Raw genomic sequence first — 12,684 nt, forward strand, 5'->3', positions numbered from 1 at the left:
GGCTAGATCTCGAAGTAGCGCTTGGATCGCACCCGGTTGAGGGAGCGTACGACTGCTGTTGTGACTGAACGCTTTCGGTGCTTCCACACGCTGCGTCGAAAAGTGATGGGTTCGAACGTGGAGGGCTCCGTGCCGAATGTGGCGGGCGCCGTGCCGAATGTGGCGGGCGCCGTGACGAACCTGCGTTCCACGGCCGCGAGTTCGGCCGCGTAGACGTCGGGGTCTCCCCCGACGTCCGGGTGATGTGCGCGGGCAACGGCTCGGCGAGCAGCCGTGTGTTCGGCAGATCGGGTCATACTCGAACTACGTCCTCCACGGTCACGTGAACGGGCCCGGCCGACAGCGCACTGACGGCTGTACGGATCGCATCGGCCGTCTCACGAATCGAACTACCGGCGGCGACAGACACATGGACTTCGACGCCGTCGTCGCCGATCCGGATACCCGACACCCGCCTGCCCGGCAGATACGTGGCCGCTTCACCGAACATCCCGCCGTGCAGGCGGGCGACACCTGATATCGCCAGCACTGCATCGGCAATGACTTCGGAGATGTCGGGTTGCTCGGTCACTGAACTCGAGTTCCCGTGACTTCCTGACCCTCGTCGTCACCTTCGTCGAGGAAGACATCGTGCACGACGATGTTGACCTCGGTGACCTCGAGGCCGGTCATCCGTTCGACGGCGGTGATCACGTTGCGACGGATGCCCGACGCGAGATCGGCGATGGACACGCCGTACTCGGCGACGATGTCGATGTCGACGGCTGCCTGGCGCTCGCCGACCTCGACCGACACACCCTGTGACTGGTTGACGCGCGCACCCGGAATCCGCTCGCGCAGAGCGCCGATCGCGCGGGACGTGCCGCCCCCGACGTCGTGGACACCCTCGACCTCACGTGTCGCGATTCCGGCGATCTTCGATACGACCGTGTCGGCGATGGTGGTCCGCCCGGTGGTGCTCACGAGCGCGGAATCGGTCTTGGGAGTCACTGCAGTCTGCGAAGATGCGGCGTCCGACTTGTCCAGTGTCTGGCTGCTCATTGTTTCTCTCTCTTCGAGTGCGATTGTGTCGGAAGTAGGTCGTACCCAGAATCCGAAAGAGCACGCCTGAGTCGGGTGATCTGGGACACAATGCGCCATCCCTGGTAGAACGGTGTCGTGAACGACGAGGCGTTGCGGACGGACCACGTCCTCGTCAGCAACGCAGCTCTCGGCGACACCGATGCGTTCGAGCAGATCGTTGCGCGGTACGGCCCTGAGATGTTCCGCTACGCAAGCAACATGCTGTCCGATCACGGTGCTGCCGAGGAAGTGGTGCAGGACGCGTTTGTCGCAGCGTGGAAGGGTCTGGACACCTTTCGGGGCGATTCGAAGCTGCGGACCTGGTTGTTCTCGTTGGTGTCCCACAAAGTGGTGGACCACCGGCGCAAGCGAGCCGTGGCGCCCGCCGAGGACTGGATCTTCGAGCGAAGCAGCACCGATGCCACCGGAGACCCGGAGAAGAGCGCGACGGCCGAGAACTTCATGGAAGATCTCGGCCGTGCCTTGGCCGAGTTGCCGTATCGCCAGCGTGCGTGCTGGTTGCTGCGTGAGGTCGAAGGGATGACACATCCGGAAATCGGGCAGATCATGACATTGTCGGCTGGTGCAGTTCGCGGGCAGCTGCAACGAGCACGAACAACTCTGAGCGAAAGGTTGGCGGCATGGCAGTGATGCGACGATGACGCCGGACCCCGACTCGATTCTGGACCGGGCCGCCCGCGAGCTGCGGGACGCACCCGAGGAACCGCGCTGGGTGGACATCAGCAGCTCGATCATCTCCAAGGTCCGAGCCACGACGCGACGCACGTGGCCGGTCGACGCGTCGTATCCCACGTCTCCCGTGGGCCGCGAGGCCGATTCGCTGCGCGTCAGCGACCAGGTCGTTCGCAGAGCAGTGCTTGGGGCGCTCACCGGCGTTCACGGATGTCAGCCGACCGACATATCGCTCTATCTCGACGATCACACGTGCACCGGAATGTCGATCGCCGTCGTCGGTGCCTACGGCAGCGATCTGCAAGCGGTCGGAAACGATCTGGCGCGCATTGCCATCGGCGTGGCGGCGGACACCCTCGGGGTCCCGCTGGTCCGTTCGGACGTCGACGTTCGCGTCGACGACATCGACGTGTAAGAACTTCGTCAAGAACCGCTGCTGAGGGCGTAAGCGCTACGTAAGGAACTCGTCCGCGGCCGGGACGAGAGCCGATGCTTGCCCGATGACTGAAATCGTGCTTGTGGGTCTGGCTGCACTAGCCGTGATCTACCTTCTTGTGGCGCTGCTCGATCCAGAGAAGTTCTGATGGGCGGCCTCGAGATCCCCATCGTGATCGCAGTGCTCGCCGCTGCGTATGTGCCACTAGGTGACTACATGGCCCGGGTGTTCGACGCTCCCCGTGACGGCCGCGTCGAGTCGATGCTCTATCGGCTGTGCCGCATCGATCCGAAGGCCGAGCAGACCTGGGTGGGATACGCCACGAGCCTGCTTGGATTCTCCGCCGCGAGCCTGATCGTGCTCTACGTCCTGCAGCGCATCCAAGGGGTGTTGCCGCTGAACGGTGGACTGCCAGGGGTGAGTCCGCTCGTGGCGTTCAACACCGCCGCGTCGTTCGTCACCAACACCAACTGGCAGTCCTACGTTCCAGAGACGACCATGTCGAACCTGACGCAGCCCCTCGGGCTGGCGGTGCAGAATTTCCTGTCCGCCGCTGTCGGATTGGCGGTCGCCGTTGCGCTCGTCAGAGGGTTCGTACGGGTTCGCTCGCGCGGTGAGATCGGCAATTTCTGGGTCGACCTGACGCGGGGGACGTTGCGGATCCTGCTCCCGCTGTCCTTGCTGGTTGCTCTGATCATGTTGACTCAGGGGGTTGTTCAGTCGTTCTCGACCGGATTCGTCTCTACCGGAGTCGACGGAACGACGGTCAAGAATGCACTGGCTCCCGTCGCGTCGCAGGAGTCGATCAAGGTAGTCGGAACCAACGGTGGTGGCATTCTGGGCGCCAACTCGGCGCATCCGTTCGAGAATCCCACTCCGCTGACGAACGTCGTGCAGATCATTGCGCTGCTGTTGGTTCCCGTCGCACTCACCAGGACGTTCGGGACGATGGTCGGCAACCGGAAGCAGGGGCTGACTCTCCTGGCCGTCATGGCAGTGCTGTGGGGTGGACTTCTCGCCGTCACGCTCACCGCCGAATCGGGTGCGCGTGGTGTCGCGGCGCAGGCTGCAGGCGCCATGATGGAGGGCAAGGAAGTTCGGTTCGGGATACCTGGATCTGCGTTGTTCGCGGTATCCACGACCGGAACATCCACTGGTGCAGTCAATTCCGCTCACGACAGTATGTCGTCGCTCGGTGGTGGCGCGGTGCTGCTGAACATGCTGCTCGGCGAGATTGCGCCGGGTGGAGTGGGAAGTGGGCTGTACGGTTTGTTGGTTCTGGCGATCATTGCGGTCTTCGTCGGCGGTTTGCTCGTCGGGCGAACACCGGAATTGTTGGGCAAGAAGCTCGGTCGTCGCGAGATCACGATGGCTGCACTGTCCGTGCTCGTCATGCCGGCGCTGGTGCTACTCGGCACGTCGATCACCGTGATTCTCGACTCCACGCAGGGTTTTCAAGGCAATTCCGGTGATCCTGGCACTGCAGGGGCGATCCACGGTTTCACCGAGGTGCTCTACGCGTACGCCTCCGCGTCCAACAACAACGGCAGCGCGTTCGGTGGTCTGACGGTGACGAGTGAGTGGTTCCAGATATCGCTGGGTCTGGCCATGCTCCTCGGTCGCTTTCTTCCGATCGTGTTCGTGCTCGCGCTCGCCGGTTCGCTGGTCAAGTCCAAGCGCACCTCGGCAGACGTCGGAACGCTCCCCACCACTGGCCCACTGTTCGGTGGATTGTTGCTGGGCACAGTCGTTCTCGTGTCGGCTTTGACCTTCTTCCCGGCGCTTGCGCTCGGCCCTATCGCGGAGGCTCTTCGATGACCGGATTGTTGACCGCTGACGTTGTAGTCGGCGCATTCCGAAAGCTGGACCCTCGCCACCTCGCACGGAACCCTGTCATGTTCATCGTGTTCGTCGGTTCGATCGTCACCACCGTGCTCGCAGCCATGGAACCTACGGTGTTCGCCTGGGCAACGGCGGGCTGGTTGTGGTTCACGGTGCTGTTCGCCAACCTGGCCGAGTCGGTGGCCGAAGGTCGAGGCAAGGCGCAGGCCGCGAGCCTGCGAAAGGTCAAGCAGGACAGTTCTGCTCGACGCCGAGGCGCCGACGGTGTCGTGACCGAGGTGCGTGCGGCGGAGCTCTCGGTCGGTGACGAGGTGATCGTGTCGGCAGGTGAGGTGATCCCAGGGGACGGAGATGTGATCGACGGAATCGCCTCCGTCGACGAGTCGGCGATCACCGGCGAATCGGCACCGGTGGTGCGGGAATCCGGTGGCGACAGATCGGCAGTCACCGGCGGAACCACAGTGCTCTCCGACGAGATCGTCGTTCGGATCACTGCGGCGCAGGGAGAGACGTTCGTGGACAGGATGATCGGACTCGTCGAGGGTGCAAGCAGGCAGAAGACACCCAACGAGATCGCGCTCAACATCCTCCTCGCGTCGTTGACGATCGTGTTCCTTCTGGCCGTCGTCGCAATCGGACCGATGAGCGTCTACGCCGGAGACTCGCAGAATCCGATCCGCCTGATCGCTCTTCTGGTGTGCTTGATCCCGACCACTATCGGCGCGCTGTTGTCCGCCATCGGTATCGCCGGAATGGACCGATTGGTGCAACGCAACGTGCTGGCGATGTCGGGTCGAGCCGTCGAAGCAGCCGGCGATATCGACACGCTGCTGATGGACAAGACCGGAACGATCACCTTCGGAAACCGTCGTGCGACGGGTCTGCACCCCGCGCCGGGAGTCGACGCGGAAGAGCTGGCAGGTGCAGCTCGGTTGTCCTCGCTCGCCGACGGCACTCCCGAGGGCCGCAGCATCGTCGAATTGTGCTGTCGTGATTTCGGAATGATCGATACGGCCGACGAGACCGAACGTGCGGGAGAGTTCGTCGCATTCACCGCCCAGACACGAATGAGCGGCATCGACATCGACGGCAGGAGTATCCGAAAGGGTGCGTCCGACTCTGTCGCTCAATGGGTTCGCTCGGCCGGCGGTTCGGTGGATCACGCGCTCGAGAGTTCGGTCCACGACATCGCTCAGGGCGGCGGTACACCTCTCGTCGTTGCCGAAGCCCGAGGCGGCACCGTAAGGGCGCTCGGCGTCGTCGAGCTGTCGGACGTGGTGAAGCCGGGGATCGCCGAGCGGTTCGGTCAGCTACGGGCCATGGGAATCAGAACCATCATGGTGACCGGTGACAATCCCTTGACGGCCAAAGCAATCGCCGCCGAGGCCGGGGTCGACGACTATCTCGCCGAGGCGACACCGGAGGACAAGCTCGCGCTGATCAGGAAGGAGCAGGACGGCGGTCGACTCGTCGCGATGACCGGAGACGGCACCAACGACGCCCCCGCCCTCGCGCAGGCCGACGTCGGCGTCGCGATGAACACCGGGACGTCTGCCGCCAAGGAAGCGGGGAACATGGTCGATCTGGACTCCGATCCGACCAAACTCATCGAGATCGTCGAGATCGGCAAACAGCTCCTCATCACCCGAGGCGCGCTGACGACCTTCTCGCTGGCCAACGACCTCGCGAAGTACTTCGCAATCCTGCCTGCAATGTTCGCGCCCCTCTACCCGCAGCTCGACGCGTTGAACATCATGCGGCTTGCGACGCCGGAGTCGGCGATCCTGTCCGCGGTCATCTTCAATGCACTCGTCATCGTCGCGCTGATACCGCTGGCGCTGAAGGGCGTCCGGTATCGCGCAGCATCGGCGTCGGCGCTGCTTCGACGCAACCTGCTGATCTACGGGGTCGGCGGCGTCGTGACGCCGTTCCTCGGGATCTGGCTCATCGACCAACTCGTTCGACTCGTCCCAGGGATCGGCTGATATGCGACTGTTCCGTAGTTTTCTTCGTCAGACACTGGCCGGCTTCGCAGTTCTGGCAGTGTTCACTGCACTCCTCGGAGTTGCCTATCCTGCGACCGTCTGGGTCGTCAGCAGGCTCGACACGTCCTCGGCGGAGGGTTCGCCGTTGCGAGACAGCAACGGATGCGTGGTGGGGAGCTCGTTGATCGGCCTCGACCCGCAGGTGCAGCAGGGAGAGCCGGACCCGTACTTCCACACGCGCACCACCGGATCGGTCGCCGACGACGACGCGTTCGCCCCGGGCGACCCGAGTGCCGCGCTCCCCACGAATCAGGGCCCCAACAGTGAACTGCTCGCGAAGTTCGTGGAGCAGCGCCGTGCGGCCATCGCACAGCGGGAGTCGGTGGATCCCGCGCAGGTTCCCGCGGATGCGGTGACCGGATCGGGATCGGGTATCGATCCGGACATCAGCGAGGAATACGCCGCCCTCCAGGTGGCGCGGGTTGCGAGGGTCAACGGACTGAGCGAGCACGACGTGGAGGCGCTCGTCCGCGAACACACGCACGGTCGGCAGTACGGTGTACTCGGAGCAGTGGCAGTCGCCGTGCCGGAGCTGAACGTGGCGCTCGGGTTGACTGCCCCATCGTGCGCGAGCGGAGAGGGATAGCCGACAGTGGAGCCAGGTGAGCTGCGAATCTATCTCGGCGCGGCTCCGGGCGTCGGGAAGACGCTGGCGATGCTGAACGAGGCGCACCGACGCATGGGGCGCGGGTGCGACGTGGTTGCCGCGGTCGTCGAAACGCACGGCCGCGATCGCACGGAGGCGGCGCTCGCTGGAATCGAGATGGTCGCTCCGATCGAAATCACCTACCGGGGCGTCGTTGTTCCGGAGCTGAACGTGGAGGCAGTGCTGGCCCGTAAGCCGGACCTGGTTCTGGTCGACGAGCTTGCCCATACGAACACGCCCGGATCACGGCACCCCAAGCGGTGGCAGGACGTGATGGAGTTGCTCGATGCCGGCATCGACGTCGTGTCCACCGTCAACGTCCAGCATCTCGAATCCTTGAACGACGTGGTTCGGCAGATCACCGGCGCCACCCAACGAGAAACAGTCCCGGACAGTGTGGTTCGCGGTGCTGCGCAGGTGGAGCTGGTCGACGTGACGCCGGAGGCTTTACGTCGCAGAATGAGTCACGGGAACATCTATGCTGCCGACAAAGTCGATGCGGCACTGAGCAACTACTTCCGTCTCGGCAACCTGACTGCACTACGGGAGCTTGCTCTGTTGTGGACCGCGGACCAGGTCGATTCCGCACTCGTGAAGTACCGCAACGACAATCGAATCACCGATACCTGGGAGGCTCGTGAACGCGTCCTCGTCGCGGTCACCGGTGGACCGGAATCGGAAACATTGGTACGGCGAGCCAGTCGGATCGCGTCGCGGTCGAGTGCGGAACTGATGGTGCTGCACGTGGTCCGGGGCGACGGACTCTCCGGGGTATCAGCTCCGCAGATGGGTGCGGTGCGCACGTTGGCCGCTGCGCTCGGCGCCACTATGCACAGTGTGGTCGGCGAGGACGTGCCGACAACCCTGCTGGAGTTCGCCCGCGGTGCCAACGCGACGCAGTTGGTGATCGGGACCTCGCGGCGCTCGCGTGCCGCCCGAATTCTGGACGAGGGCATCGGCGCCGCGGTGGTGCAGAATTCGGGCACGATCGACGTGCACATGGTGACCCACGACGAGCGCGCGCGAGGTTGGCGACTCCAGGTCGGCCGTGGCAGTCGACGCGTGTTGTCGTGGATCGCTGCGATCGTGGTGCCGTGTGTGGCGACGGGCCTGTTGACCGTCCTGGATTCACGGCTCGACTCCACCGGAGAAAGTGCACTGTTCTTCATGGTCGTGCTGTGCGTCGCGCTGCTCGGTGGCGTTGCACCTGCGGCACTCTCGGCACTGATCGCCGGGTTCTTGCTGAACTACTTCTTCACTGCACCGCGCTACAGTCTCACCGTCGCCGAACCTGAGAACTTCGTCGTCACCGTCGTCCTTCTGCTCGTGGCAGTGGCGGTGGCGGGATTGGTCGACGCCGCAGCCAGCCGCACACGCGAAGCCAGGTACGCATCCCGGGAAGCCGAACTGCTGACGTTGTTCGCCGGATCGGTGTTGCGAGGTGCCGATCTCGATGCGCTGCTGGAGAAAGTGCGCGAGACCTATGGGCAGCGTGCGGTGCTGCTCGTCGAAGAATCGACGGGCGTGACCGTCGGTGCAGTCGGTGAGAAGACGGCAACGGAGGCGGATACCCGGATAGAAGCTCCAGGAGGGGACTTCACGATGCTGCTCGTCGGCCCCCGGACCCGCGCACGTGATCGACGGGTGCTTGCAGCCGTTGCGAATCAGGCTGCAGGGCTGGTGCGACAAGGCAGGTTGAGCGAGGAAGCCAGCCGCGCCACCGCGCTCGCCGAGGCGGACGTGCTCCGGCGTGCTCTGTTGTCTGCCGTCAGTCACGATCTGCGCACTCCCCTCGCGGCCGTCAAGGCGGCGTCATCGTCGTTGCGCAGCACCGACGTCGAGTTCTCCGCCGAGGACACCGCCGAACTGCTCGCCACCATCGACGAGTCGGCGGATCAGTTGACCTCGCTGGTGGGCAACCTTCTCGATTCGTCTCGTCTGCAGGCCGGGGTCGTTCGTCCGGCACTCGCCCCGGTGTACGTCGAGGATGCCGTCCAACGCGCGCTGATCGGCACGGCAGCGTCGGCCGACACGGTGCACGTCGACGTCGGAGACACACAAGTTCTTGCCGACGCCGGACTGCTCGAGCGCGTGCTCGCGAACCTGGTGGACAACAGCGTCCGACACGCAGCCGGAAGCGTGATCAGAATCGGAGCAACACAGCTCGGAGACCGAGCGTCGATCACCGTGGCGGACAGTGGGCCTGGAATTGCACGGGGATCCGAGAAGACGATGTTCGACGCCTTTCAGCGTCTCGGCGACCGCAACACCACCACCGGGGTAGGACTGGGACTGTCCGTCGTCCGCGGATTCGTCGAAGCTATGGGAGGCCGCGTCGACGCCTCGGACACACCCGGCGGTGGACTGACGATCACCGTGGACCTGCAGGCTGCACCATGAGCGAGACTGCACGGATCAGAATCCTCGTCGTCGACGACGAACCCCAGATCATTCGGGCCCTGCGTATCAATCTGAAGGTGCGTGGGTACGACGTGGCGACCGCTGCGTCCGGAGCCGAAGCGCTGCGGGTGGCGGCGAACTTTCATCCCGAGATAGTCCTACTGGACCTCGGCCTACCCGATTTCGACGGCATCGACGTCATCGGCGGGTTGCGCGGGTGGACCGACATTCCCATCGTCGTGTTGTCGGCGCGAACCGATTCGGCGGACACCGTCGAGGCGCTCGACGCGGGCGCGGACGACTTCGTCACCAAGCCGTTCGAAATGGATGCACTGCTCGCTCGCTTGCGTGCAGCACTGCGACGTGGGCCACGGGCAGTGGAAGATGCTGTGGTGGTGACGGATTCGTTTATCGTCGACCTCGCGGCGAAGAAGGTCACCCGCGGCGGTGAGACGGTCCATCTCACCCGCACCGAGTGGGGAGTGCTCGAGCTGTTGGCGCGCAACCGCGGAAAACTGGTGTCGCAGAAAGAAATACTGCAGACGGTGTGGGGTCCTCGGCATGAGCGTGAGACTCACTACCTGCGAATCTACCTCGGCCAACTACGGCAGAAGCTCGAGGACGATCCGTCGCATCCTCGGCATCTGCTGACCGAAACCGGCATGGGCTATCGATTGGTGTGACTACCCGCCACCGGCACTGACTCAGGAGGCTGTTGTGGCGCTCTGCTTCAGCCAGTGTTGTAGTGGCGCAGGCCTTCCGTACAGGTAGCCCTGCGCGAAGCGGCAATGAAGGGCCTCGATCGCGTGTGCCTGCTGTTCGGTCTCGACGCCCTCGGCGACGATGGAGACCGGTAGCGCGCGCGCCATCGCAGCGATTGCAGATACCAGTGATCCGCCGGTGTCCGTCGTGCCGATTTCGGCAATGAACGAGCGGTCGATCTTGAGCAGCCCGATCGGGAGCTCACGAAGGCGACTGAGCGAGGAGTACCCGACACCGAAATCGTCGAGGACTATCAGGACGTCCATGGCGGCAAGCCGGTCGAGAATGGCTTTGGCGGCGTATACGTCGTCGATGAGCGCAGTCTCGGTGACTTCGAGCGCCAGATCGGAGCCCTTGAGTCCGAGTTCGTCGAGGAGCTTTCCGACGATCCCCGGCAGCGAGTCGTTGCGCAGTTGCACAGGTGAGATGTTGACCGACATGGTCACGTCCTGGGCCTCCGCGCGCAGTACCGCCAGGTCCGTCAGCGCAGTGCGAAGAACCTCTTCGCCTATCTCACCGATGAGATCGGTCGATTCCGCGATGCCGATGAACTCGCCGGGTCCGCGCAATCTGCCGCTGTGGCGCCATCGGACGAGTGCCTCGTAGACGACGGTCTTTCGAGTGGAGGTCATCACGATCGGTTGGTAATGGACTTCGAGTTCACCACGTCGGACGGCACCGCGCAGTGCGGTGGCTGTTTCGATCGCAGCTGTCGAAGCTGCCCGGAGTGACTCGTCGAAGAACTCGATCCGCGAGGCACCCTGCGATTTGGCGTGGTACATCGCGGTGTCCGCCTCGCGGATGAGATCGTCCAGTTCGTGAGCGCGGTGGGTGGTGGCAGCGATTCCGATGGACGCGGTGATGTAGGCAATGGCTGCACTGAGGACGAACGGTTCCGCTATCCGATCGATCAGCGACCGAGCCAGCGATTCCATCTCGGGTCGCGTGCAGCGGCCGATGACGATGAATTCGTCGCCGGCGTAGCGGACGACAGTGTCCGACGAACGCACGGTCGCGCGGATACGGTGTGCTGTGGCCGCGATCATCTCGTCGCCGACGCGATGGCCGTACGAGTCGTTGACCATCTTGAAGTTGTCGAGGTCCACGAACAGGATGAAGATGCGGCCCGGTTTGTCGAGTGCGCCGAGTCGAGTGAACTGGTCATCGAGCATCGTTCGGTTGGGCAGCCCGGTGAGAGGGTCGTGAGCGGCCCGATAGCGGGCGTCGTCCTCGCTGCGCTCCATGAGGCTCATGGCGCGCTCGCCGCGAAGGAAGCTGCCGATGAGGATGGCCGAGAGCAGCGTCGACCGGACGACCAGGTCGGGCGTGGACACGGCGGTTCCGAGGACCGGTATCGCCGCGGACACGGACAGCATCACGATCAGAAACGTGGTGCGGCGACGTTGGCGTGGTGCCGCGCGCTGACGCTGCGACATCGTGGCCATCTGTGGGTCCAGTGCCGCGAGTGCCAGGGATGCGTATCCGAGCAGGTAGATGCCGTCGAGCAGACCGGGCGACAACGGTGAGTCACGGGAGAGAAAGTGCGCGTAGGCGATGTCTCCGGCGAATACGGCCAACAACGCCAGCAGAAGCAGTCGTAGCGAGGTGTTGCCGCGTCTGGAGGACATGAGAAGGTACGCGACCAGGGTGATCATGCCGGCGTCGATAGCCGGGTAGATGCCGTTCAGGACAGCGGTGGCCGTATCGATCTCGGTGTTCAGCAGCGGCGAGATCAGCAGCACCCAGGAGAGGAACAGCGCTCCGAGTGCGATCAGACCTGCATCGATCAGCGGGGTGATGTCGTCGCGTGAGCGACGCTCGAGTATCCACCGCGCCAGGGCAGTGCCGATGAGAACGTAGCCGGACAGCATGAACGCGTTCGACAGAGTGGTGACGCCGAGGGGATAGATGCTGGGATCGCCACGCAGACCGACACCGACGAGGAACAGGGCAGCGGCCGCGAACAGGCACCACCAGGACGTCGAGTCGGCAGGTTTGTACCGGCGAATCCCCACACTGATCGCGACTATCGATCCGAGGGCGAAGGTGCCGAGGACGACCGAGCGAATGGACGCACTTCCGACATAGAAGACGACGCTCGCCGCGAGAATAACCGAGCCGAGGCCGACCAGCCTGGGTGTCGGAGCGAGCAGGCGCTGCAATGGGTGAGCCTTCGTACTCATCGAAGGCCCCCTCAACTGTGTCGTAATCCTCAACTGATGTTGTAATCCACGAATCTACTGTGCTCTGGAGATTACTGCAGGACCCTTTGAACGCGCGCGTGCCGCTGCGATGAGTTTCCCGGATTCGCCAGGTCGAAACGTCGACCTCGTTTTTCTGTTACCTCACAGACAGGAGTTAGTCATGACAATCTCTGCCACTACGAAAATGGGCGTACCGGCCTCGACCCGCCTGCGTTCTGTGCTGTTCTCCGTCGGTGCGTCGCTTCTCGCCAACCTCGTCCTGTGGCTCGTCGGCCTCGCCGCCGGAGGATCCTTCGAGCTGACCGACGGCGGAACGACGATGGCAGTCGCGCCCGGCGGCGTGGTGATGCTGACAGTCGTCCCGATCGTGGTCGGTATGGGGCTCGCGGCACTGATCTCGCTTCGGTGGATAGGCGTGATCAGGATTGCGCAGGTTGTCGGAGTTCTCGCTCCGTTGGGGACGATCGCGATGACTGTCGACGCCGATTTCGACGCTGCCAGCACCGTGACACTTGCGCTCATGCATGTCGTCATCGCAGTCGTCGTCCCGGTCGGGTTGGAGTCGATGCGACGCGGCGCGGCGTAAATTGAAGG

Annotated in this window: 13 protein-coding genes; 9 read left to right on the forward strand and 4 right to left on the reverse strand. The window is 64.0% G+C overall.

The window, feature by feature from the left end:
• Window positions 1-2 precede the first annotated feature (2 nt).
• Genes ACODSO_RS00650 through ACODSO_RS00660 form a run of 3 tightly spaced genes read right to left on the reverse strand, consistent with a single transcriptional unit; the run spans window position 3 to window position 1,041 of the window.
• Window positions 3-296: a hypothetical protein gene (locus ACODSO_RS00650; RefSeq protein WP_489034257.1), complete on the reverse strand. Its 294-nt coding sequence runs from the start codon at window positions 294-296 to the stop codon at window positions 3-5.
• Window positions 293-571 (reverse strand): Asp23/Gls24 family envelope stress response protein, encoded by a 279-nt coding sequence (locus ACODSO_RS00655; protein ID WP_068371015.1) that lies wholly within the window; start codon window positions 569-571, stop codon window positions 293-295. The genes ACODSO_RS00650 and ACODSO_RS00655 overlap by 4 nt, the downstream gene beginning before the upstream one ends.
• Window positions 568-1,041, reverse strand: coding sequence for an Asp23/Gls24 family envelope stress response protein (locus tag ACODSO_RS00660; RefSeq protein WP_489034260.1), 474 nt, complete (start codon window positions 1,039-1,041; stop codon window positions 568-570). Before ACODSO_RS00660 ends, ACODSO_RS00655 begins: the two co-directional genes overlap by 4 nt.
• A 117-nt stretch (window positions 1,042-1,158) precedes the next feature.
• Between ACODSO_RS00660 and ACODSO_RS00665 the strand changes: the two genes are divergently transcribed.
• The 8 genes from ACODSO_RS00665 (at window position 1,159) to ACODSO_RS00700 (ending at window position 9,807) form a co-directional block, all read left to right on the forward strand.
• Window positions 1,159-1,713, forward strand: coding sequence for an RNA polymerase sigma factor (locus tag ACODSO_RS00665; RefSeq protein ID WP_068371021.1), 555 nt, complete (start codon window positions 1,159-1,161; stop codon window positions 1,711-1,713).
• A gap of 7 nt (window positions 1,714-1,720) precedes the next feature.
• Entirely contained in the window at window positions 1,721-2,170 is a 450-nt protein-coding gene (locus tag ACODSO_RS00670; protein ID WP_068371024.1) for a hypothetical protein, read from the forward strand.
• Between the two features lie 85 nt (window positions 2,171-2,255).
• Window positions 2,256-2,339, forward strand: a complete 84-nt coding sequence (locus ACODSO_RS00675) for a potassium-transporting ATPase subunit F (protein ID WP_082897646.1) — start codon at window positions 2,256-2,258, stop codon at window positions 2,337-2,339.
• Window positions 2,339-4,009: a potassium-transporting ATPase subunit KdpA gene (gene kdpA / locus ACODSO_RS00680; RefSeq protein ID WP_489034263.1), complete on the forward strand. Its 1,671-nt coding sequence runs from the start codon at window positions 2,339-2,341 to the stop codon at window positions 4,007-4,009. The genes ACODSO_RS00675 and kdpA overlap by 1 nt, the downstream gene beginning before the upstream one ends.
• Window positions 4,006-6,018 carry a potassium-transporting ATPase subunit KdpB gene (gene kdpB / locus ACODSO_RS00685; protein WP_489034265.1) on the forward strand — a complete coding sequence of 671 codons (2,013 nt, stop codon included), beginning with the start codon at window positions 4,006-4,008 and terminating at the stop codon, window positions 6,016-6,018. Before kdpA ends, kdpB begins: the two co-directional genes overlap by 4 nt.
• 1 nt (window position 6,019) lies before the next feature.
• Entirely contained in the window at window positions 6,020-6,664 is a 645-nt protein-coding gene (locus ACODSO_RS00690; protein ID WP_489034266.1) for a potassium-transporting ATPase subunit C, read from the forward strand.
• Between the two features lie 6 nt (window positions 6,665-6,670).
• Window positions 6,671-9,124: a DUF4118 domain-containing protein gene (locus ACODSO_RS00695; protein WP_489034268.1), complete on the forward strand. Its 2,454-nt coding sequence runs from the start codon at window positions 6,671-6,673 to the stop codon at window positions 9,122-9,124.
• Window positions 9,121-9,807, forward strand: coding sequence for a response regulator (locus tag ACODSO_RS00700; RefSeq protein ID WP_489034270.1), 687 nt, complete (start codon window positions 9,121-9,123; stop codon window positions 9,805-9,807). The genes ACODSO_RS00695 and ACODSO_RS00700 overlap by 4 nt, the downstream gene beginning before the upstream one ends.
• Before the next feature lie 21 nt (window positions 9,808-9,828).
• On the opposite strand, the gene ACODSO_RS00705 is transcribed toward ACODSO_RS00700, so the two are convergent.
• Window positions 9,829-12,069, reverse strand: a complete 2,241-nt coding sequence (locus ACODSO_RS00705) for a putative bifunctional diguanylate cyclase/phosphodiesterase (protein WP_489034271.1) — start codon at window positions 12,067-12,069, stop codon at window positions 9,829-9,831.
• Between the two features lie 181 nt (window positions 12,070-12,250).
• On the opposite strand from ACODSO_RS00705, the gene ACODSO_RS00710 reads away from it, so the two are divergent.
• Window positions 12,251-12,676 carry a DUF6069 family protein gene (locus ACODSO_RS00710; RefSeq protein ID WP_489034273.1) on the forward strand — a complete coding sequence of 142 codons (426 nt, stop codon included), beginning with the start codon at window positions 12,251-12,253 and terminating at the stop codon, window positions 12,674-12,676.
• The last annotated feature ends 8 nt before the right edge of the window (window positions 12,677-12,684 follow it).

This window comes from Rhodococcus sp. FG69, from assembly GCF_057808915.1.